Annotated in this window: 22 protein-coding genes; 13 read left to right on the top strand and 9 right to left on the bottom strand. The window is 62.6% G+C overall.

Going from position 1 to position 20,074, the window contains the following annotated elements:
* Positions 1-95: 95 nt before the first annotated feature.
* The 3 genes from H2Z84_RS08295 to H2Z84_RS08305 form a co-directional block, all read right to left on the bottom strand.
* Positions 96-530 carry a hypothetical protein gene (locus H2Z84_RS08295; protein ID WP_181835559.1) on the bottom strand — a complete coding sequence of 145 codons (435 nt, stop codon included), beginning with the start codon at positions 528-530 and terminating at the stop codon, positions 96-98.
* 75 nt (positions 531-605) lie between these two features.
* On the bottom strand, positions 606-1,529 hold the full coding sequence (locus H2Z84_RS08300; RefSeq protein ID WP_181835560.1) for a DUF2145 domain-containing protein: 924 nt from the start codon (positions 1,527-1,529) through the stop codon (positions 606-608).
* A gap of 11 nt (positions 1,530-1,540) precedes the next feature.
* Positions 1,541-2,038: a hypothetical protein gene (locus tag H2Z84_RS08305; RefSeq protein WP_181835561.1), complete on the bottom strand. Its 498-nt coding sequence runs from the start codon at positions 2,036-2,038 to the stop codon at positions 1,541-1,543.
* A gap of 187 nt (positions 2,039-2,225) precedes the next feature.
* Between H2Z84_RS08305 and H2Z84_RS08310 the strand changes: the two genes are divergently transcribed.
* The 7 genes from H2Z84_RS08310 to H2Z84_RS08340 all read left to right on the top strand — a co-directional run bounded on the left by H2Z84_RS08310 (position 2,226) and on the right by H2Z84_RS08340 (position 9,581).
* On the top strand, positions 2,226-3,302 hold the full coding sequence (locus H2Z84_RS08310) for an AraC family transcriptional regulator (RefSeq protein WP_181835562.1): 1,077 nt from the start codon (positions 2,226-2,228) through the stop codon (positions 3,300-3,302).
* Between the two features lie 307 nt (positions 3,303-3,609).
* The gene (gene aguB, locus H2Z84_RS08315) at positions 3,610-4,500 is read left to right on the top strand and encodes an N-carbamoylputrescine amidase (RefSeq protein ID WP_181835563.1); all 891 of its coding nucleotides are present in this window, start codon (positions 3,610-3,612) and stop codon (positions 4,498-4,500) included.
* Positions 4,501-4,596: 96 nt separating this feature from the next.
* A complete protein-coding gene (locus H2Z84_RS08320) occupies positions 4,597-5,682 on the top strand; it encodes an ABC transporter ATP-binding protein (RefSeq protein ID WP_181835564.1) in 1,086 nt (361 codons plus the stop codon).
* Complete coding sequence (locus tag H2Z84_RS08325) at positions 5,672-6,562, top strand: ABC transporter permease (RefSeq protein WP_103525835.1); 891 nt, start codon at positions 5,672-5,674, stop codon at positions 6,560-6,562. Before H2Z84_RS08320 ends, H2Z84_RS08325 begins: the two co-directional genes overlap by 11 nt.
* 1 nt (position 6,563) lies before the next feature.
* Positions 6,564-7,352, top strand: coding sequence for an ABC transporter permease (locus tag H2Z84_RS08330; RefSeq protein WP_181835565.1), 789 nt, complete (start codon positions 6,564-6,566; stop codon positions 7,350-7,352).
* Positions 7,353-7,418: 66 nt separating this feature from the next.
* Positions 7,419-8,462, top strand: a complete 1,044-nt coding sequence (locus tag H2Z84_RS08335) for an extracellular solute-binding protein (protein ID WP_181835566.1) — start codon at positions 7,419-7,421, stop codon at positions 8,460-8,462.
* An 81-nt stretch (positions 8,463-8,543) separates the two neighbouring features.
* Positions 8,544-9,581 (top strand): histone deacetylase family protein, encoded by a 1,038-nt coding sequence (locus H2Z84_RS08340; protein WP_181835567.1) that lies wholly within the window; start codon positions 8,544-8,546, stop codon positions 9,579-9,581.
* Between the two features lie 39 nt (positions 9,582-9,620).
* On the opposite strand, the gene H2Z84_RS08345 is transcribed toward H2Z84_RS08340, so the two are convergent.
* Together H2Z84_RS08345 and H2Z84_RS08350 are read right to left on the bottom strand one after the other, a co-directional pair.
* Positions 9,621-11,237: an FMN-binding glutamate synthase family protein gene (locus tag H2Z84_RS08345; RefSeq protein WP_181835568.1), complete on the bottom strand. Its 1,617-nt coding sequence runs from the start codon at positions 11,235-11,237 to the stop codon at positions 9,621-9,623.
* A 114-nt stretch (positions 11,238-11,351) separates the two neighbouring features.
* Positions 11,352-11,759 (bottom strand): ribonucleotide reductase subunit alpha, encoded by a 408-nt coding sequence (locus tag H2Z84_RS08350; protein WP_181835569.1) that lies wholly within the window; start codon positions 11,757-11,759, stop codon positions 11,352-11,354.
* Between the two features lie 180 nt (positions 11,760-11,939).
* Between H2Z84_RS08350 and H2Z84_RS08355 the strand changes: the two genes are divergently transcribed.
* On the top strand, positions 11,940-12,800 hold the full coding sequence (locus H2Z84_RS08355; protein WP_258869338.1) for a DMT family transporter: 861 nt from the start codon (positions 11,940-11,942) through the stop codon (positions 12,798-12,800).
* Positions 12,801-12,823: 23 nt separating this feature from the next.
* Here H2Z84_RS08355 and H2Z84_RS08360 read toward each other — a convergent pair whose 3' ends face one another.
* Positions 12,824-14,149, bottom strand: coding sequence for an ATP-binding protein (locus H2Z84_RS08360; RefSeq protein ID WP_309545460.1), 1,326 nt, complete (start codon positions 14,147-14,149; stop codon positions 12,824-12,826).
* A 3-nt stretch (positions 14,150-14,152) separates the two neighbouring features.
* A complete protein-coding gene (ompR, locus tag H2Z84_RS08365) occupies positions 14,153-14,878 on the bottom strand; it encodes an osmolarity response regulator transcription factor OmpR (RefSeq protein WP_103525874.1) in 726 nt (241 codons plus the stop codon).
* 215 nt (positions 14,879-15,093) lie between these two features.
* Between ompR and H2Z84_RS08370 the strand changes: the two genes are divergently transcribed.
* The 3 genes from H2Z84_RS08370 to H2Z84_RS08380 all read left to right on the top strand — a co-directional run bounded on the left by H2Z84_RS08370 (position 15,094) and on the right by H2Z84_RS08380 (position 16,285).
* The gene (locus H2Z84_RS08370; RefSeq protein ID WP_181835570.1) at positions 15,094-15,306 is read left to right on the top strand and encodes a hypothetical protein; all 213 of its coding nucleotides are present in this window, start codon (positions 15,094-15,096) and stop codon (positions 15,304-15,306) included.
* 90 nt (positions 15,307-15,396) lie between these two features.
* The gene (locus tag H2Z84_RS08375) at positions 15,397-15,768 is read left to right on the top strand and encodes a hypothetical protein (RefSeq protein WP_181835571.1); all 372 of its coding nucleotides are present in this window, start codon (positions 15,397-15,399) and stop codon (positions 15,766-15,768) included.
* 49 nt (positions 15,769-15,817) lie between these two features.
* On the top strand, positions 15,818-16,285 hold the full coding sequence (locus H2Z84_RS08380; RefSeq protein ID WP_181835572.1) for a hypothetical protein: 468 nt from the start codon (positions 15,818-15,820) through the stop codon (positions 16,283-16,285).
* Positions 16,286-16,356: 71 nt separating this feature from the next.
* On the opposite strand, the gene H2Z84_RS08385 is transcribed toward H2Z84_RS08380, so the two are convergent.
* Positions 16,357-17,331, bottom strand: coding sequence for a quinone oxidoreductase family protein (locus tag H2Z84_RS08385; protein ID WP_181835573.1), 975 nt, complete (start codon positions 17,329-17,331; stop codon positions 16,357-16,359).
* Between the two features lie 216 nt (positions 17,332-17,547).
* Here H2Z84_RS08385 and H2Z84_RS08390 point away from each other — a divergent pair, with 216 nt between their 5' ends.
* The gene (locus H2Z84_RS08390) at positions 17,548-18,087 is read left to right on the top strand and encodes a heme NO-binding domain-containing protein (protein WP_181835574.1); all 540 of its coding nucleotides are present in this window, start codon (positions 17,548-17,550) and stop codon (positions 18,085-18,087) included.
* Entirely contained in the window at positions 18,084-19,502 is a 1,419-nt protein-coding gene (locus H2Z84_RS08395) for an ATP-binding protein (RefSeq protein WP_181835575.1), read from the top strand. Before H2Z84_RS08390 ends, H2Z84_RS08395 begins: the two co-directional genes overlap by 4 nt.
* Here the strand turns inward: H2Z84_RS08395 and H2Z84_RS08400 are convergent.
* On the bottom strand, positions 19,444-20,013 hold the full coding sequence (locus tag H2Z84_RS08400) for a YqiA/YcfP family alpha/beta fold hydrolase (protein WP_181835576.1): 570 nt from the start codon (positions 20,011-20,013) through the stop codon (positions 19,444-19,446). The genes H2Z84_RS08395 and H2Z84_RS08400 overlap by 59 nt on opposite strands.
* Between the last annotated feature and the right edge of the window lie 61 nt (positions 20,014-20,074).

Genomic DNA, 20,074 nt, shown 5'->3' on the forward strand with positions numbered 1-20,074 from the left:
CTGGCTCCCTACTGCCTGCCGGCAGGATCAGGGTAAGTGTGGGGGCCTGGCAACAGCCGGTGGGACGCTGCTGCGGAAAACCGCATAGGCCAGCCCTACACCACTAATGAAACCAGTGTGCCCACGGTGACGGCGGCAGCGGCCCAGCGGCCGGCGGTGAAGTAACTATTGTCTGCGCTGCTGGTCTCGACCGCCGGAGCGGTGGCGCTTGGGTCCGGCAGATTCAGTACGCCGTAGGTGAAGGATTTGACGGCCGAAGGCGGGTTGTCCTCGCCAGTGCTGCTGCTTTCTGCGCTGGCACTGTCAGTGGCCTTGCCGGCATTTTGCAGGCGAACCACCGTGGAGGGCGATAGCTGCTCCTGTTTGCCATCCTTGGCATCCAGCGCCGTCTTGCCATTCTGCCGGTTACTAAGTGGCAGTTTGCTGGTACTGCTGCTGGTCACTGCATTTGTCTTGTTGATATCCATCATGAGCTCGCCACGGGTAATGATGATCGATGCTTCATTATCGGCAGCCGGTGGCGGTGGCATGAGGGTGGGCAAGGTAAAGATGAGGTAAAGAAAGGTAAGGGCAGCCGTGGGCTGCGTGTGCGTGGCGGTCGGGCCCTAGTCCAGCTGCTGAACGGTATCCCCGGCTGCCGGGCTGCAATCGGCGGCCATGTCGTCCCAGCCGCGATGCGTCACCAGCGTGCTGTCACGCAGGCATAGCTGGAGGCGCTCGGTGCCGGCAATCTGCTGCCGGACAAAGCCTTCGATTCCCGCCGGCAGGCTGACCTGATAGCGGCGTGCGTCCAGTTCGGCGGCCGGGTGGTCGTCGTTATGCACCAGCGGCACCACATGGGCGGCCCATACCATGTAGCGGTGCTTCACATCGACGGTATCCGGGCGGTAGCCCTGCTGTTGCAGCCAGTCCTGTGCCTGCTGGCGCGCGGTATTGCCACCGGGCAGGCTGCCCCAGGCATGGGCCAGCAGCTCCACCAGCCACTGGTTGCAGTTCTGGTAACGGGTGGAATAGGGGTAGGCATTGGCGCTGTAGTCGGCGGACAGCAGCTGCAGTGCCAGCTTGTTGTCCAGCGCGGCCTGCCGCAATTGCGCCTCTTGTGCCGGGGGCAACAGCAGGATGGACAGATAAACCGTGCTGCCCTGGCGCTGGTCGATCAGAAAGCCCGGCAGGCCCTGGTCGTACAGATGGGGGCGTTGCTCATCACAGGCGTAATACAGCTGGCGCACCGACCACGGCGAGTTGGGGTTGTCACGCAGGCTGATGCCGGCATGCGACAGGCGGATGTTGAAGCGCTCCAGATCCAGCCCGGAGCGCGAGATGATGGCCGCCTGATGGCCAGACTGTTCCAGCAGGTTTTTTACCTGTTGGCTGAATAGCAACAAACCGCTCTTACGCGCCACGCTGGCTGGTGCAGCCTGTTCGCAGAACATCAGCGAGGAGGCCCCGGCCTTGGTGGGTAGTAGCGCGCCAAATGCAAACAGCCCTGCCAGTAGCAGGGTCTGGGCGATGTGCGTCGGCTGCCGCATGAGGCGGCTAATCAGGACACCACCTTGGGTTGTACGTCGGATTGCCATGCCTGATCCAGCAGCAGGGCAAATGGCTGCTTGTTGTCGGCACGGGCAAAGGCCAGGCCATAAGCCTGCTTCTGTGCATGTACGATCTGGCCGGTTTCCACGCCTGCGCGTTTCACATCAGCTTGTGCCACAAACAGATTGAACGGCTCCGTGGCAGCGGCCAGCGGCACCAGCGTCAGCTGGGTTTTGCCCGGCTGGTTCGCCTGGGCCACTGCGACGACCTTGTAGTCACCTTCGGCAATCTTGCCGATGGCCTTGGACGAATTCTGCAAGGAGGTGGAAATGCTGCCTACCGTCGCGCTGACGCTATCGGACACGGAGAGCAGGGAAACGGCAGCCTGTGCCGTACTGCACAGCATGCCCAGGCTAAGCAGCAGGGAGCCGGCAATGGTTTTCTTCAGATGGGTCATGGTCTTGGCGTTATCTATCACGGTGCGGAATAGTGCGGTGAGAAAAGTCATTGCAGCAGCGGCCTACTGTACTGAGCGGACTGTCGGTCAAGCCGGCCGTGGCTACGGTGGACTGCATGCGCAGGCCTATTGTTCCCAGTGGGCTGGGTGTGACACAAGCTGATTTACAAAAATTGATTGGCGATCGGCCTGCCTGGCTTGTGCGGCAGCAGTCAAGACGGCAAGATCAGGCCATTGCATGGCAAACCGCGAGGAAACCCGCTTGGCCCAGTCTTCCAGCAAGGACAGCGCTGTTTTGCCCGGCGGGAATAATCCATCCGGCCGGCCGGTGTCACTGCACGCCATCGTGGCCACGGTGAATGTGCTGGCCGAACAGGGCATTGCGGCGGCGGATCTCTTGGCCGGCAGCGGCATCCCGCCGGAACGATTGCAGGAGCCGGCACGGCTGATCAACCACCACCAGGAAATGACGGTGTTCGACAATGCCCGCCGCCTGTCCTGTGACGAAGCGCTGGGCCTGCGGCTGGGGCGTGCCATGCACACTTCCAATTACGGCATTCTGGGCTACACCATGCTGGTCAGTCCCACGCTACGGGTGGCACTGGAAACCGCCATCCGTTTTCCCTTGCTGCTGGCCAGCTATTTTACCCTGCGGCTGGAAGAGCGGGGCAAAGAAGCCTGGCTGCTGGCCGACGATTACCACTACCGGGCCGACCTGCTCAGCTTCAATGCCGAGATGTGCCTGTCCTCGATGTGGACCATCGCCGGCGACTGCATGGGTGTGCGCTGGAGCCCGAAGGCGGTGCACATGAGCTTCCCCCTGCCGGCCCACGCCGGGTTTTATCCGGCCATTTTCGGCCATGCCGGCCACTTTGACATGGCGGACAATGCGCTGGTTTTTCCGGCCAAATGGCTGGACCGCCCACAGCCACTGGCCGATGCCGTCAGCTTTCACATGGCACTGGAGCAATGCCAGCGCCAGCAGGAACAATGGGCCAGCAGCCATGGTTCGGCGCTGGTGGCACGGGTGCTGCGGCTGATCCAGTCCGACCCGGTGCGCTTTGCCCGTCTGGATGAACTCACGACCACCCTGCACATGTCGGAACGCACCCTGCGGCGCAAGCTGGCGGCATTGGGAACTTCCTTTCAGGCCTTGCTGGATCAGGCCCGCCATCAGCAATCCCTGCATCTGCTACATGACACCAGGCTGTCCATCGGCATGATTGCCGAACGGCTGGGTTTTGCCGAATCCGCCAGTTTTCGTCACGCTTTTGCTCGCTGGACCGGCAAGCGCCCATCCGACCTGCGCCGCTAGGCCGCAGCGATCCAGCCTCCGGCCAGCGCGGCCGCCTCCCCTGTTTTCCTGTCCTGCCCGAGATCACCATCTGCGGCCCGGCTAGCGCATTGCAGCATCGGCACTTGGCCATCCGGCCAGATGATTTGGCCGAAATTATCCCTTAGTTGACCGCTTTGTATCTTTCTCCACGCTGCCTTGTTGGCAGAATGAATAAAAAAATAACGGACCACTTCGCAGCCCGAACTCGCCCAGACCACGACTGTTGCCAACAGCCATGGCCCAGGGCGGCAGCCTGTCCGTTTACACAAGAGTGGAGGAGAAACCAATGAGCAAGGCATCCGTCGCCGTCATCCAGATGGCAGTCGATCCCGCCTCGCGCCAGCATAACTGGCAACAGGCGGAAACCCTGATCCGTCAGGCCGCGGCACAGGGCGCACAGATCATCCTGTTGCCCGAGCTGTTCGAGTGGCGCTATTTCTGTACCGAGCAGGATGCGCGCTACCACGCGCTGGCCGAACCACTGGCCGGCCACCCGGCCGTGCAGCACTTTTCCCGGCTGGCTGCCGAGTTGCAAGTGGTGTTGCCGCTGAGTGTGTTCGAAGCCGCCGGTCAGGCGCGCTACAACACCGTGGTCATCATCGATGCCGATGGCAGCGTACTGGGCCACTATCGCAAGACCCACATCCCGGATGGTCCGGGCTATTCCGAAAAATTCTATTTCAATGGCGGCGACACCGGCTTCAAGGTGTGGCACACCCGCTATGCCCGGCTGGGTGTGGGCATCTGCTGGGATCAATGGTTTCCCGAAGCCGCCCGCGCCATGGCCTTGCTGGGAGCAGAGCTGCTGTGCTACCCCACCGCCATCGGCAGCGAACCGCAGGACCCCACGCTGGATTCGCGCGACCACTGGCAGCGCACCATGCAGGGCCATGCTGCGGCCAACCTGATGCCGCTGTTTGCCGCCAATCGTATCGGTAGCGAACAGGGGCGCGACTTGTCCCAGACCTACTACGGCAGCTCCTTCATCACCGATGGCAAGGGTGCTGTGCTGCACAGTGCCGGGCGCACTGAACAGGCCGTGCTGGTACAGGAGTTCGATCTCGCCGAGCTGGCCGCCGTGCGCGCCAGCTGGGGCGTGTTTCGCGACCGCCGGCCGGATGCCTATGCGCCGCTGCTAACGCTGGACGGGCACACGCCAGTCCCTGCCGCAGGCTAAGCCTCTCTCATTTCCGAAGTATTGCGTGACTGCGCATGACCCGTCAGCGGGCAGGGCGCGGCCATGTTATCCACTGCATTCCACAGGAGGACTGCCATGACCGGCAACCGTGTGGCGATTGAGATCGACCATGTCTGCAAGCGCTTCGGCGCGGGCGAACAGGCCGTGCTGGCGCTGGACCATATCGCGCTGGATATCCGCGAAAACGAATTTTTCACCCTGCTGGGGCCATCGGGCTGCGGCAAGACCACCTTGCTGCGCATGATTGCCGGCTTCGAGGATGTCAGTGCCGGCGACATCCGCCTGTATGGCGCCTCGCTCACCGGCAAGCTGCCCTTCCAGCGCCCGGTCAACACCGTGTTCCAGAGCTATGCGCTGTTTCCGCACCTGACGGTAGAAGAAAACATCGCCTTCGGGCTGGAAATGCGCGGCTTCAAACCAACCGACATCAAACCCATCGTGGCGGAAAAACTGGAACTGGTGAAACTGTCCGGCTTTGCCCGCCGCCGGCCGCACCAGCTGTCCGGTGGCCAGCAGCAGCGCGTGGCCTTGGCGCGGGCGCTGGCCCCGTCGCCCAGGGTGCTGTTGCTGGACGAATCGCTGTCGGCGCTGGACCTGAAGCTGCGCAAGGAAATGCAGGTGGAGCTCAAGCGCCTGCAACGCGAAACCGGCATCACCTTTGTTTTCGTCACTCACGACCAGGAGGAGGCGCTCACCATGTCCGACCGCATCGCGGTGATGTCGGCCGGCAAGCTGCAGCAAGTGGGCAGTCCGGAAGACATTTACGACCGTCCGGCCAACCGCTTTGTCGCGGACTTCATTGGCGAAACCTCCTTCCTGCAGGGCCAGGTGGCAGAGGGGCAGCTGCAGTTTGGCGCGGCAGGCAGCCTGTCCTGTCAGGTGCTGGATCAATCACATGATGGCGCGGCAGCGCTGGCGGTACGGCCCGAACGGCTGCAGCTGTCAGTCAGCGGCAGCGGACTGGCCGGGGTGGTGGCCGAGGTGGTGTATCGCGGGGTGGATACCGTCTACCTTGTGCAACTGGCCGATGGCCAACCCTGCCGGGTGCGCCATACCAATGACAGCGGTGCCTCGCGCCTGGCGCGGGTGGGCGATGCGGTACGGGTAGCCGCCCTGCCGGGCGCCTTCCATCGTCTGCAGGAGGCCGGCCATGACGCTTGACCCCTATCGCCGCACCCGTCGGCGCTTGCTGCTGGCCCCCACCACGCTCACCCTGCTGCTGTTCATGGTGCTGCCCATGCTGCTGATGGGCTGGATGTCGCTGCTGGCCCCGGACACCTACGGTGGCGTGCGCTGGAAGGAATGGAGCCTGGATGCCTATGTGCAGTTCCTGTACGAGCGCGATCTGGACGACAGCCTCACGCTGAACAGCGATTACCTGCAAATCTTTGGCCGCTCCTTCCTGCTGGCCGGCTTTGCCACGGTGGTAACGCTGCTGATCGGCTTTCCCACCGCGCTGTATATCGCGCTGAAAGAGGAAAAAACCCGCCAGCGGCTGATCCTGCTGATTTCCATTCCCTTCTGGACCAACCTGCTGGTGCGCACTTACGCCTGGATGCTGCTGCTGCGCAATGGCGGGCTGATCGACAGCAGCCTGTCGGCCCTGGGGCTAAGCCAGGGCACGCTGGATGTGCTGTATACCCCCACGGCAGTGGCCATCGGCTTTGTCTATTCCTTCCTGCCCTTCATGGTGCTGCCCATCTACACCAGTCTGGAAAAAATGGACTGGCGGCTGGTGGAAGCGGCCTTCGACCTGGGTGCCAATCGCTGGCTGGCGCTCCGGCGGGTGATTCTGCCACTGGCCATGCCCGGCATCGTCGCGGGCTGTCTGCTGGTATTCATCCCGGCCATCGGCTCCTACTTCATCCCCGAGCTGTTGGGCGGTGGCAAGAGCCTGATGATAGGCAACCTGATCCAGAACCAGTTTGGCACCGCCCGCAATTGGCCGTTCGGGGCGGCCCTGTCCTTCATGTTGCTGGCACTGGTACTGCTGGTGATGTGGATCTACACCAGACGCTTCCAGCGTCCGCCGGGAGAATGACATGCAAGCCTCCAATACCTTGTGGCGCTTTCGCGGGGTCACCCCTACCGCCATGCTGGCCTTTGTCTATCTCTACCTGCCCATCGTGGTGCTGGTGGTGCTGTCCTTCAACGCCAACCGCATTGCCACGCTGTGGACCGGTTTCTCCTTCGACTGGTATCTGAAGGTGATGGACAACGACAACATCCTGCGGGCCACCAAGAACTCGCTGATCATCGCCAGCGGCGCCACGGTGCTGGCCACCAGCTTTGCCACCATGGCGGCGCTGGCCATGGCCGGCAAGCGCTTTCGTGGCCAGGCCTTCATCAATGCCATGCTGGGCCTGCCGCTGCTGGTGCCGGAAATCGTCACTGCCGTGGCCTCCTTGCTGTTTTTCCTGGCACTGGGGCTGGACCTGGGGCTGCTGACGGTGCTGATTGCCCACACCGTGTTCTGCATTCCCTTTGCCTACTTGCCCATCCGTGCGCGGCTGGAAGGGCTGGACCCACGGCTGGCCGAAGCCGCGGCCGATCTGTATGCCGGGCCGTTTGCCACCTTCCGCCGTGTCACCCTGCCGCTGATCCTGCCCGGCGTGCTGTCCGGGGCCATGCTGGCCTTCATTGTGTCGCTGGACGATTTCGTCATCACCTTTTTCGTGGCCGGTGCCGGTGCCACCACCTTGCCGGTTTACATCTTCGGCCTGATCCGTATGGGCATCACCCCGGAAGTAAACGCGGTATCGGCGCTGATGCTGCTGGTGTCGATTGCCTTTGTCGCGCTGTCCTACTGGATGGGCCAGCGCAAATCCTGAACCGGGTCGGCGGCTGATCCGCCCCTCATGTTTCGCTTGTTGCACAACATACGAAGGAGAAATGCCATGAAAGTCTGCAAACTGCATTCGCTGGCCCTGGCTGCGGGCCTGCTGGTATCGGCATCGGCCATGGCCGCTGGCGAATTGAACCTGTACAACTGGTCCGACTACATTCCGCAAGACCTGCTCAAGCGCTTTGAAAAGGAAAGCGGCATCAAGGTCAACCTGGATGTATTCGATTCCAACGAATCCCTGCTGGCCAAGCTCAAGGCCGGGGCCAAGGGCTACGACGTGGTGGTGCCGTCCGACTACATGGTGAAAATCATGATCGAAGAGGGCCTGCTGGAAAAAATCGACGCCAGCAAGATGGCCAATTTCAAGCTGGTGGAAGCCCCGCTCAACAAGCCGGATTTCGACCCGAAACGCGAATATTCCGCACCGTATATGTGGGGGGTAACCGGCTTTACCTATGACGCCAGCCGCGTGCCGGGCGGCAAGCTGGATAATAGCTGGAAGAGCTTCTTCACTCCGCCGGCCGCGCTCAAGGGCAAGGTGGTGGCGCTCAACGACGTGGCCGAGCTGTACAAGGCCGCCGCCATCTACCTGAAAGTGGATCAGTGCACCGAAGACCCCAAGCAGGCCAAGCGCATCCAGGACCTGCTGGAAGCGCAAAAGCCCATGCTGGCCATGTATAACTCCGATGGCACCATCGAACGCATGCAGGCGCAGGAAGTCATCATGCACCAGCAGTGGAACGGTGCGGCCTATCGCACCCGGCAAAAGCTCAAGTCCGCCGTGTTTGTTTATCCGAAAGAGGGCATCCCCTTCTGGAACGACAATCTGGTCATTCCCAAAGGTGCCAAGAACCGCGACAACGCGCTCAAGTTCATCAACTGGATGATGGAGCCCAAGAATATCGCCGAAGCCTCCAACTTCACCGGCTACAACAATGCCATCAAGGGCTCGACCGCTTTCTTCAAAGCGGATCTCAAGGCCGATCCGGCCATCAATCCCACCGCTGCCATGCGTGCGCTATTTGTCCCCAGCAAAACCTGCTCGGCCAAGGCCAATTCGCTGCGCGACCGGGTGTGGACCAAGCTGAAGAAATGACACTTGCCGGCTGAGGCCGGCTTCCCCTTGCCATGACTAAACAATGCCGCCGGCCCCTCCGCCTGCGGCAGGGAGACTTGCATGCTGACGATTTACAGTGACGACCACCATCTGCACCACGGCAATGCCGAGCTGATCGATGGCACCCTCAAGCCCTGCTTCGAAATGCCCAGCCGCGCCGACATGGTGTTGCAGCGCGTGCGCCAGACCGGGCTGGGCGACATCATTACCCCCACCGAACACGGGCTGGAGCCGCTGTTGCGCGTGCATGACGCCGGTTATGTGCGCTTTCTGGAGCAAGCCTGGAGCCTGTGGCAAGCCGAAGGGCGCAACCATGACGCGCTGCCGCTGGTATGGCCGGTGCGCGGCCTGCGTACCGACCGTATCCCGCAGGATATCGATGGCCTGATGGGCTATTACTCCTTCGATGCCGGGGTGCCCATCACCGCCGGCACCTGGCAGGCCATCCGCTCCTCGGCCAATGTCGCGCTGACTGGGCTGGACGCCATGCTGGCCAGCGGCCGCAGCACCTTTGCCCTGTGTCGTCCGCCCGGCCACCATGCTGCGGCCGACTACATGGGCGGCTATTGCTATCTGAACAATGCCGCCATCGCCGCCCAGGCCATGCTGGACAAGGGTGCCAAGCGGGTGGCCATCCTGGACGTGGACTATCACCACGGTAACGGCACGCAGAGCATCTTCTACCAGCGCAGCGATGTGCAGTTCCTGTCGCTGCATGGCGACCCGACGGTGGAATACCCCTTCTTCCTCGGCCATGCCGACGAGCTGGGCGAGGGTGCCGGGCTGGGTTTCAACCACAACTACCCGCTGGCCCATGGCACGGACTGGTCGCACTACGGCCCGGCGCTGGCCGATGCCTGCAGCAAGATTGCTGCCTATGCCCCGGATGCGCTGGTGGTATCGCTGGGCGTGGATACCTTCGAGCAGGACCCGATCTCGCGCTTCAAATTGAAGAACGCCGACTATCTGCGCATGGGCGAAGCCATCGGCGCGCTGGGCTTGCCCACGCTGTTCGTGATGGAAGGCGGCTATGCGGTGGAGGACATCGGGGTGAATGCGGTGAATGTGCTGTCCGGCTTTGAAAGCGTGGCGGGCTGAGTGCGGCGGGGAGGCCGGGCGGCCTCCCCATTGCTAGCCTCAGGCATGTGCCGGGGCTGGGGCAAAACTGCCCGCCTGCGCCATGCGCCACATGCGGCCATAAAACTCGGCCTTGATGTCGCTGCCCAGCAGTTCGCCGGGCTGCAAAAACACATGCAGCTGCGAGTACAGGCGGATTTCGGTATCGCTCACCCGCCGTACCAGATGATGGGCGGCCAGTTGCTCCGGGTGGGTAAGGCCGGCGGCAGCCAGCATCTCGGCCAGCGCATGCAGGGTGTTGCGGTGGAAGTGAAACACCCGCTCGGCCTTGTCCGGCACCACCAGTGCGCGCTGGCGTAGCGGGTCTTGCGTGGCCACGCCAGTGGGGCAGCGGTTGGTATGGCAGCTCTGGCTCTGGATGCAGCCCACGGCAAACATGAAGCCGCGGGCCGAGTTGGCCCAGTCGGCCCCGATGGCCAGCACGCTGGCAATATCAAAGGCGCTGATGATCTTGCCGCTGGCACCCAGCTTGATCTGGTCGCGCAGCTTCAGCCCCACCAGGGTGTTGTGCACGAACAGCAGGCCTTCGCGCAGCGGTACGCCGATATGGTCGGTAAATTCCAGCGGTGCCGCGCCGGTGCCGCCTTCCTTGCCGTCCACCACAATGAAGTCCGGCAGGATGCCGCTTTCCAGCATGGCCTTGGCAATGGCCATGAATTCCCACGGATGGCCCAGGCAGAATTTGAAACCCACCGGCTTGCCGCCGGACAGCTCACGCAGCCGGGCAATAAAGGCCATCATCTCCAGCGGAGTGGAAAACGCGCTGTGGCCGGAGGGCGAGACGCAGTCCTGGCCCAGCGGCACGCCACGGGTGGTAGCGATTTCCGGCGTCACCTTGTGCTTGGGCAAAATGCCGCCGTGGCCCGGTTTGGCTCCCTGGCTGAGCTTGATCTCGATCATCTTCACCTGCGGGTTTTGCGCCTGGGCGGCAAAGCGTTCCGCATCGAAATGGCCCTCGGCATCGCGACAGCCAAAATACCCGCTACCCAGCTCCCATACCAGGTCGCCGCCGTGCTCCAGATGGTAAGGGCTGATGCTGCCCTCGCCGGTGTCGTGGTAGAAGCCGCCTTGCTTGGCCCCCTGATTGAGCGCACGGATGGCATTGGCGCTGAGTGCGCCAAAACTCATGGCCGAGATATTGAATACCGATGCCGAGTAGGGCTGGCGGCATTGCGGGCCGCCAATGGTGATCCGAAAGCCGGCCGGATCGCTGCGTGGTGCCGGGCGGATGGAGTGGCTGATGAATTCGAAGCCGCTACCATAGACATTCAGCATGGTGCCGAAGGGCTTGTCCGAGGCTACGTTCTTGGCACGGGTATAAACCAGCGAGCGCTGGTCGCGGGAGAAGGGCAGCTGTTCGCCATCGGCTTCCAGCAGGTATTGGCGGATTTCCGGGCGGATGGTTTCCACCAGATAGCGGATATTGCCCAGTATCGGATAGTTGCGTCGTACCGCGTGGCGGGTTTGCGTGAGGTCCAGTACGCCGACCAGGCTGAGAGCAAGGGCCGCCAGGGTGAAGGGCCACAGCCCTTCGATCTGGTGCAGGGTCAGGCCGATCAGGCTGAACACGATGCAGGCGACAAAAAAGGCATAGCGGCTGAGCAGGGACAGATTCATGCGGGCTCCGGCAGGCAGGCTGAAACAGGTTGGAGCACGGCAAACCTGCTTGGTTGCCGGCAACGGTGTTTCAGCTTAGCGACTGCTCAGGCGCAATGCCATGCCCGGCGGTTTTCAATGAAAACGGACCGGTTCGCCCCCGGTGTCAAAAGCCAGGTAGCGCGACACATCACCACCGGTCTGGATGGTCTGGATCATGCGCTTAAGCGCGGCTTCGATGTCGGCTGCCGCAGGCGGGCGACCGGCTTTGCCGTCCAGACAGGCCACGAACACGATTTGCCAGGGCTCGCCCATGCGCGCTGATTCGGCCTGCAGGCTGGCAAAATCCACCAGCTCACTGGCGGCGCGGTCCAGGCACATGATGGGCAGCAGGATGCCGCCTTCGCCACGGGCAAAGCGCTCGGCCTCCTGCGGCTGGTGGTCGTCGTGCAGCACGGCCTTGGTAAATACCAGCAGCAGATGCTGTGGTTCGGCCTGCTGGCAGGCAGCGACCAGCAGCGCGTTGAAATCGTGGATGTCCATGGTGATCAGTACTGGGCGAAAGTGGCAGCTTGCAGTGTGTGGTGTGGCTACCCTGTTTGCCATCCTCCGCTGGAACTAGTTGGCAGCGGCATTGGAATGAGTCATTTGATGGCAAGAAACAGGGAGCGGCGGCGGCATTTCCCACTTATGCTGGCAGGCATGACAAAGGGGAGAGTGGCAATGCGACGGGAAATGGCAGGACTGGTGGTGCTGGCCGCCTTGTGGGGGGCTTCGTTTCTGTTCATGCGGGTGGCTGTGCCCGCGCTGGGGCCATTTGTGCTGATTGCCTTGCGGCTGGGGCTGGCCTCGCTGGTGTTGTTGCCCATTTTGCTGCTGCGCGGCGGTCTGCCGCTGTGGCGGCAACATTGGCAGCGCATTGCGGTGGTGGGGGTGTTTCTGTCGGCCCTGCCATTCTGCCTGATTGCCTGGGCCAGCCTCAGCCTGCCGGCCGGCGTGGCGTCGGTACTGAACGCCACCACGCCGTTGATGACCGCGCTGTGGGCCATGCCACTGGCGGGTGAGCGCATGAGCGTGCCACGGGCGGCCGGCTTGTCGCTGGGCTTGGCCGGTGTGCTGGTGTTGATGCTGGGGCGCGGGGCTGCTTTCGATGTGCAGACTTTGCTACCGGTGCTGGCCATGCTGGGTGCCACGGCTTGTTATGGCTGGTCCGGTCACATGGCCAAGCGCTGGCTGCCCGGCCTGCCTTCGCTGGTGACAGCCACCGGCAGCCTGTTCAGCGGGGCCGTACTGGTGACGCCACTGGCCTTGCTTACCCTGCCGGCCCAGATGCCATCGGCCACGGTCTGGGGCGCGGTGGTGATGCTGGCGCTGGGCAGCACCGCCCTGGCCTATCTGATTTTCTATTGGCTGATCGACAAACTGGGTGCCACCCGCGCCAGCAGCGTCACTTATCTGGTGCCGGTATTCGGCGTGCTGTGGGGGAGCCTGTTGCTGGCCGAGCCGGTGGGCGTGCTGATGCTGCTGGGCGGGCTGCTGATTCTGTGCGGGGTATTGCTGCTGGGCTGGCGCCGTGCTGGCTGAGCGAAGCGGCACCAGCCTTCACTTCAGGCGCTGATTGGTACGGTCTGGCCGAGTGGCAGCAGGATACGAATGCGAAAGCCGCCATCGGCCTCGTCGGCAAACTGCAGCTGGCCGTGGTGCTGTTTGACCACGCGCGACACGATGGCCAGCCCCAGTCCGCTGCCACCATCGGTACCGCGGTGTTCGGCCAGCCGTTCGAACGGGGCCAGTGCCGATTCACGCAGTGCGGCGGGAATGCCAGCACCGTGGTCGATCACGCTCAGCTCAGCCATGCCGTTGCGCTGGTCGATTTCCACCCGTACCGGCGGTTTGCCATAGCGGCGGGCATTTTCCAGCAGATTGGACAGCAGCCGCTCCAGTGCCAGCGCATCGGCCTGCAGTTCCGGTTCGGCATGACGGACCAGGCTGACATCCAGTCCACTGCGGGCCAGACGGGCCACCACGCTGTCGGCCAGTTCTGCCAGTGCTACCGGTTCCAGCCGCGCTGATTCCTCGGCACGGGCAAAGTCGATGAACTGGCGCACAATACGTGACAGCTCGTCGATGTCCGCCAGCATGTCCGGTGTGTCCGGGCTGCTGTCCTGCAACTCCAGCATCAGCTTCAGTCGGGTCAGCGGGGTGCGCAGGTCGTGCGACAGTCCGGCCAGCATCAGCCGGCGTTCGCGGGCCGCGCTATCCAGTGCGCTGGCCATGTGGTTGAAGCCACGTGCCAGGGCCGCCAGCTCTCGCGGGCCGTCTTCGCACAGTGGCGGCGGCATATTGCCACGTGCCAGCTCACGCGAGGCCTCCACTACCTTGCCAATCGGGCGGGTGATGCGCCAGGCCACCAGTGAAGCCAGCAAGGTGGCCAGCAGGGTGGCCAGCAAGGCGGCCTGCATCAGTGAGTAGATGGGGCGGTCACTGTAGCGACCAAAGGGAATCACCAGCCAGTAAGGGGTGTCCAGCACATGCAGGTTGACCCACAGCTCGTTGCGGTCTTCGCGGTGCACCATATAGCCGCGCACGGTGTCGTCCAGCCCCTTGCTCAGCCGGCTGACCAGGCTGTCGGCCACGCGTGGCAGCTCGGTGTCGAACTGCTGCCTGGCCGCCGCTTGTTGCGGCAGCAGGCGCGGCAGGCCGGGGCGGTTGTAGCTGGCCAGAAACGCGGTACGCTGGGCGGGGTTCATATTGTCCATTGAGCCTTCGAGGAAGGCCAGCGTATCCACCACCTGGGCATACAGCTGCTTGTCCATCAGCTTGTGGCGCTCACCCGCCGCGATATAGACCGTGACGATCTGGGTGGTGACCACCACCACCACTACCAGCACGATCAGGCGAAACAGCAGGGAACCGGCAAGGCGTCGCAACACCGCTTACTCCCGCTCGCTGCCGTCGGGCACGAAGACATAGCCGTAGCCCCACACGGTCTGGATGAAGCGCAGGGGGCTGTCGCCGCCTTCCAGCGTCTTGCGCAGGCGGGAAATGTGCACGTCGATGCTGCGATCCAGCGATTCGCCATTGCCCTTGCCCAGCGCCATTTCCATCAACTGTTCACGGGTGAGCGGGCGGCGCGGATGCGTGGCCAGTACGGTGAGCACGGCAAATTCGGCGGTGGTGAGTGACAGGGCTTGCTGGTTTTTCAGCAGTTCGCGCCGTCCCAGATTGAGCTGGAACTCGCCAAACTCGATCACTTCGTCGGACTCGTGGCGGGCGGCCAGTGCTGGGGTGGCATGGTGGCGGCGCAGTACCGACTGGATGCGGGCGGTCAGCTCGCGCGGGTTGAAGGGCTTGGGCAGATAGTCGTCTGCACCCATTTCCAGCCCGAGAATGCGGTCCACATCTTCGCCGCGCGCGGTCAGCATGATGACGGGCACCGTCTCGCCCTGGGCGCGCAGGCGGCGCACCACGGCCAGGCCGTCATCGCCTGGCATCATCACGTCCAGCACCATCAGGTCCGGGCGGTTTCGCGCCAGTTTGCGGTCGAGTTCGCGGGCATCCGGCAGGGTGTCAACCACATAACCCTGCTGTCCCAGGTAGCGGGTAAGCAGCTCGCGCAGTTTGGCGTCGTCGTCGACGATAAGAATCTTGTTGTGTTCCATGGTGTTTTCCTTGAGCGCACGGCGCGGCAAAGCGGCAGGCATGCTGATGGCAAAGCTTAACCCGGCCCAGCCGGCTAGGCGATGGTGGATCATGAATTTCTGTTAAACGTTATCTGCCGTTCACAAAAGTTAACATTTGGTAACATGTGACACACGGATGCGCAAAGGCCGCCTTCTACACTGGGATCGTGTGCTGCATGCCGGAGATTTTTATTATGAAAAAGTCATTGATTTTAAACATTTTTGCCATTGCTGCCCTGAGTCTGGGCGCGACGGCGCAAGCCGCCGAACGCGGCGGTAATGGTGCCGATATCCGCGAGGCGCGCCAGTTGGCCGCACAGAGCACGCAAGTGGCGACGCCTGCTGCCGGATACACCGTGCCGGATGGCGCATCGACCTCGATGCGCCGTCCTAGCGGTGAGAAGTAAGCACCATCGTCATTCATGTCCATCAGCCTTCTGCCGTTATGCCGCTGAGTCAGCATGGCAGGAGGCGTAATGTCAGGTTAAAATGAAGCCATGAAGTACCATGCCATTTATGTCTTGCTGTTTGCCTCGGTGACGGCATTCGCCTTGCCGGCGCTGGCGCAGGGCCCAAATGGCGCGGAGGACGGCGCGGCGGAATTCCAGCGTTTCCCACCCCGGCAATCTGCCGGAGAGGAACGCCGCTTGCGCAATCTGCGTCTGAAAGAGGCCGTGCAGGCCGGTGACTTGTCGCCGGAAGACGCACGGCGCCTGCAGCGTCGCCATCCTCCGGGGGGGCCGCCTGCGGGTGGCATGGGCGAACCTGACCGTTTTGCACCGGATGGTTTTTCACATCCTCCGCCGGGGCAGCGCAATTTCTGGCGCGACAAGCGACAAAAGGCTCAGGAGCAATTCCAGAACGATTGATCCGGCTATCTTTAGTAGCCGGACATTGCCAGTGGCAAGGATCACGGCCTTGAACAAAGCTTGGGGTAGGTGGAGTAAGGGCAACTGGCTGGTGGGTTTGGCCATGTTGGCAGGGATGATGTGGTCGGCGCCAGTGCTGGCCGCCCCGGACTGTGACAAGGCCATGGCACCGCAACGCTGTGCCAGTTACCGGCAAGGCTGGCTCAGTTGTTCAGATCTGACCGCTGGGTCGCGTCGCGCCTGTATCGAACAGTTCACCCCGGCGCTCAGTTGCCAGCGCAGCCGTGATGCCCGGCGCTGTGAAGCCTTGCTGGCGGCACAGGCTGCCTGCGAGGGGAGCGAGGGGCTGGCTCGACGGCTGTGTGTGCGTGAGCGACTGCCCGCAGCCGATTGCAGCCGCGCCAGCGACAAGGCCCGCTGCGAGCAGCGGGCGGCGGCAGAGCAAAGTTGTGCTGAAACTGCGGCCCAGCAAGGACGAGAATGTGTACGCAAGGCACTGGCTCCTTCAGGTGACTGAAACCGCCACAAAACAAAACCCCGCTGTCACGACAGCGGGGTTTTTCATGCAGAGCAGCTACTCGCAGGTACTCAGGGCAGCAGAATGATGGAGCCGGTGGTGCGGCGGCCTTCCAGATCACGGTGTGCAGTCGCTGCGGCAGCCAGCGGGTAACTGGTGGATGGCTTGACCTGCACCGCCCCGGCGGCAATGCGTTCGAACAAGGCCGCCGCCGAAGCTTCCAGTTCCTCGCGCTGGGCAATGTAGTCTCCCAGCTTGGGCCGGGTGAAAAACAGCGAGCCTTTTTGCGATAGCAGCAGCGGTTCGAATGCCGGCACCGCTCCCGAGGCATTGCCGAAGCTGACGAAAGTACCACGCGGGGCCAGGCTGTTCAGCGACATTTCAAAGGTGCTTTTGCCCACTGAGTCGTATACCACCGGCACGCCCTTGCCGCCGGTGATCTCGCGTACCCGCGCCACCACATCTTCCTCGCTGTAGTTGATGACATGGGCGCAGCCCAGCTGGCGGGCCAGTTCGCCCTTGGCCGCCGAGCCGACCGTGCCGATCACCTGTACCCCAAGCGAATTGAGCCACTGCACGGCGATCTGGCCTACGCCACCTGCGGCGGCATGCCACAGTACGGTCATACCGGGCTGCACGGCAAAGGTGCGGCGGATCAGGTACTCCACGGTCATGCCCTGCAGCATGATGCAGGCGGCCACTTCATCGCTGATGCTGTCCGGCAGCCTGACCAGTACCGCTGCGGGAATCAGCCGGACCGTGCTGTAGGCTCCCAACGGCCCGCCGGCATAGGCGACGCGGTCGCCCACTTGCAGCTGTGTCACGCCTTCCCCTACTGCGTCCACTACCCCGGCCGCTTCGCTGCCCAGGCCACTGGGCAGGGCAATCGGATAGAGTCCGCTACGCTGGTAGGTATCGATGAAATTGATGCCGATGGCGCGGTGACGCAGGCGTACTTCGCCTGGGCCGGGTTCGCCGACACTGATGTTTTCCAGCTGCAGCACATCGGGTGACCCGGTGACATGAAAACGGATGGCCTGGCTCATGGAATCGTCCTTTTTTCAGCATGATGACAGGCTGTCGAGTCTGCACCGCAGGCTAGTACCACGCAAGCCGTCTGCAGAGAACAGAGTGTTTGCCGTGGGCGATGACTTGGTGTTTGTCCCGTTTTCTTCCTACATTGAATCCATGGTGCCTTGCAGCGTGCAGGGTTAATCGTAGCGGGCGGAGCAGCGCATGCAAGCCACACGAAGGGAACAAGCATGAAAGGCGTGGTGTTTACCGAGTTTCTGGAAATGGTGGAGAGCCGTTTTTCTGCCGACATGGTGGATGACATCATCGAGGATGCCGGCATCAAGTCGGGAGGCGCCTACACCGCGGTGGGCAGCTATCCTTTCGCCGAGATGGTGGCGCTGGTGACGGCCTTGTCACAGCGCAGCGGGCTGGAACCACAGGCACTGATCTATACCTTCGGCCATCACCTGTTCGGGCGCTTTGCCCTGCTGTATCCGTACAGCATTCAGGGCTGTAGCAGCGCCTTCATGGTGCTGGGCAATATCGAGAAGCACATTCACCAGGAAGTACAAAAGCTCTACCCGGATGCACAGCTGCCACAGATCGAGGTGCTCAGCAGCGATGAGCGGAGCATGGTCTTGCTGTACAGCTCGCCGCGCTGCCTGGCACCGTTGGCTTCCGGCCTGATCCAGGGGGCGCTTGATCATTTCGGTGAACAGGGGCGCATCGGGGTCGAGCCACTGAATGACGAGGGCAGCAAGGTACGCTTCGTGGTGGACCTGGTATGACAGATGCTGAACTGGCCCAGCTGCAAGACCAACTGCTGCGCTACCAGAAGCGCTACCAGCGCGAGAAGACTGCGCGCAAAGAGGCCGAGGTGCTGCTGGAGCAGCGCAGCCGCGCCTTGTACGATGCCAACTTCGAACTGTCCACTGTCGCGGCCCAGCTGGAAAAAATCGTCGAATGGCGTATGGCGCAGCTGTCCGAGGCGCTGCTGAAAGCAGAAATGGCGGCCAAGGCCAAGTCGGAATTCCTGGCGGTGATGAGCCACGAAATCCGTACCCCGCTCAACGGGGTGCTGGGCATGGCCGAATTGCTGTCGCATTCCCACCTGACTTCGGAGCAGGGCGATCAGGTTGCCACCTTGCAAGAGTGCGGCACTTCGCTGCTGGCCCTGATCAACGACATCCTCGACCTGTCCAAGATCGATGCTGGCAAGCTGACGCTGGAACAGCGGCCTTACAATCTGTATGCCTTGCTCGATAGCGTGGTCAATCTGTTTGTACCCAAGGCGATGGAGGCGGGGCTGCGTATCGAATGGCAACGGCCGCTGGGCAGTGCCTGGCTGCTGGGTGATGCAACCCGGCTGCGCCAGATCACCAGCAATCTCTTGAGCAATGCCATCAAATTCACCCATCAGGGTGATATCACCGTGACGGTGGGCATCGAACCGCTGGAAGATACTTTTGATATGAAGCGCCTGGTGCTGGTGATCCGTGATACCGGCATCGGCATGACTCAGGAACAACTGGGCAAGGTGTTTACTGCGTTTGAACAGGCCGACTCCACCACCACCCGGCGCTATGGCGGTACCGGCCTGGGGCTGGCCATCTGCCGTCGGTTGGCCGAGGCCATGGGCGGACGCATCGATGTCAGCAGCGCGCATGGCGTGGGTAGCAGCTTCAGTGTGCACTGGGTGGCCACCGAGGCCAGCGCCCCGGCGGCCGAGACCCCCGTCGTCGTGCTGCCGGTTGAGCCGCCCAGCTCCAGCGTGGCACCGTTGTCGGTCATGGTGGCCGAGGACAATACGGTGAACCAGAAGCTGATCATCAAGCTGCTGGAAAAACTGGGTTTTCGCGATGTCATGCTGGCGGGCAACGGGCGGCAGGCGCTGGAGCGGGTCAGCCAGGGGGGGGTGGAGCTGATCCTGATGGACATGCAGATGCCGGAAATGGACGGGCTGGACGCCACCCGCGCCATTCGCCAGCTGGATCTGGACTACCAGCCCCACATCATTGCGCTGACGGCCAATGCCTTCGATGAAGACCGTGAGCGCTGCCAACAGGCCGGCATGAATGACTTCCTGTCCAAGCCGGTGAGCCTGGAGCGTCTGTCAATGGCCATGCAGCGTGGCAGTGACCGGCTCAGCAGCCAGAGCCTGCCCACCCCAGCAGGGGCGGCAGACACTCAGGCCAGCGTTTGAGGCGGTGGTCGTCGCCATTGAAAATGGTTTGCCGGTGGCCGCGGTAATAGCGAGCCGCAGCCTGCCAGTCCAGTACCTCATCTGCACTGCCCAGCCATAGCCAGTATTGACCCGCCACTGGCGCGGGCAGGCGCATGGTCAGTAAAGCCTGCATGTCGGCATCATCCAGTAGGTATTCTTCCCCGGTGTAAGGATTGCGCTGCGCACCCAGATAGCCCTGCAGATCAATATACGGTGTGATGGCTGGATTGATCAGCGCGGCTTTGCGGCCATGCTTTTCTGCCAGCCAGCCGGCGTAATAGCCGCCCAGCGAACTGCCGATCAGCCAGCTGTCGGCGGGCAGGGATAGCAATAATGCTTCCGCCTGAGCAATGGCGGTGGCCGGGTGCGGCGACAGCTTTGGGCTATGCAAGGTGACCGCAGGGACATGCTGCGCCAGCCAGGCGGCTGTCTCCTGTGCTTTCAGGGATAGAGGGCTGGAGTTGAAGCCGTGCAGATAGATGATGTGCATGATGCGTATACGAAAAAGGGCAGATGGATGAGAAAACCCCTGGCGCCTGCCGCCCTTAAAA

The organism is Aquitalea aquatica, assembly GCF_013911085.1.
GTDB classification, from domain to species: domain Bacteria; phylum Pseudomonadota; class Gammaproteobacteria; order Burkholderiales; family Chromobacteriaceae; genus Aquitalea; species Aquitalea aquatica.

Bases quoted from the DNA above. Each gene is read 5' to 3' on its own strand.
- H2Z84_RS08325 (WP_103525835.1), top strand. From the start codon at position 5,672: ATGACGCTTGACCCCTATCGCCGCACCCGTCGGCGCTTGCTGCTGGCC.
- H2Z84_RS08295 (WP_181835559.1), bottom strand. From the start codon at position 530: ATGCCACCGCCACCGGCTGCCGATAATGAAGCATCGATCATCATTACC.
- H2Z84_RS08335 (WP_181835566.1), top strand. From the start codon at position 7,419: ATGAAAGTCTGCAAACTGCATTCGCTGGCCCTGGCTGCGGGCCTGCTG.
- H2Z84_RS08305 (WP_181835561.1), bottom strand. From the start codon at position 2,038: ATGACTTTTCTCACCGCACTATTCCGCACCGTGATAGATAACGCCAAG.
- H2Z84_RS08345 (WP_181835568.1), bottom strand. From the start codon at position 11,237: ATGAATCTGTCCCTGCTCAGCCGCTATGCCTTTTTTGTCGCCTGCATC.
- H2Z84_RS08340 (WP_181835567.1), top strand. From the start codon at position 8,544: ATGCTGACGATTTACAGTGACGACCACCATCTGCACCACGGCAATGCC.
- H2Z84_RS08370 (WP_181835570.1), top strand. From the start codon at position 15,094: ATGAAAAAGTCATTGATTTTAAACATTTTTGCCATTGCTGCCCTGAGT.
- H2Z84_RS08390 (WP_181835574.1), top strand. From the start codon at position 17,548: ATGAAAGGCGTGGTGTTTACCGAGTTTCTGGAAATGGTGGAGAGCCGT.
- H2Z84_RS08310 (WP_181835562.1), top strand. From the start codon at position 2,226: ATGGCAAACCGCGAGGAAACCCGCTTGGCCCAGTCTTCCAGCAAGGAC.
- H2Z84_RS08400 (WP_181835576.1), bottom strand. From the start codon at position 20,013: ATGCACATCATCTATCTGCACGGCTTCAACTCCAGCCCTCTATCCCTG.
- H2Z84_RS08375 (WP_181835571.1), top strand. From the start codon at position 15,397: ATGAAGTACCATGCCATTTATGTCTTGCTGTTTGCCTCGGTGACGGCA.
- H2Z84_RS08355 (WP_258869338.1), top strand. From the start codon at position 11,940: ATGCGACGGGAAATGGCAGGACTGGTGGTGCTGGCCGCCTTGTGGGGG.
- H2Z84_RS08350 (WP_181835569.1), bottom strand. From the start codon at position 11,759: ATGGACATCCACGATTTCAACGCGCTGCTGGTCGCTGCCTGCCAGCAG.
- H2Z84_RS08395 (WP_181835575.1), top strand. From the start codon at position 18,084: ATGACAGATGCTGAACTGGCCCAGCTGCAAGACCAACTGCTGCGCTAC.
- H2Z84_RS08300 (WP_181835560.1), bottom strand. From the start codon at position 1,529: ATGCGGCAGCCGACGCACATCGCCCAGACCCTGCTACTGGCAGGGCTG.
- ompR (WP_103525874.1), bottom strand. From the start codon at position 14,878: ATGGAACACAACAAGATTCTTATCGTCGACGACGACGCCAAACTGCGC.
- H2Z84_RS08385 (WP_181835573.1), bottom strand. From the start codon at position 17,331: ATGAGCCAGGCCATCCGTTTTCATGTCACCGGGTCACCCGATGTGCTG.
- H2Z84_RS08330 (WP_181835565.1), top strand. From the start codon at position 6,564: ATGCAAGCCTCCAATACCTTGTGGCGCTTTCGCGGGGTCACCCCTACC.
- aguB (WP_181835563.1), top strand. From the start codon at position 3,610: ATGAGCAAGGCATCCGTCGCCGTCATCCAGATGGCAGTCGATCCCGCC.
- H2Z84_RS08320 (WP_181835564.1), top strand. From the start codon at position 4,597: ATGACCGGCAACCGTGTGGCGATTGAGATCGACCATGTCTGCAAGCGC.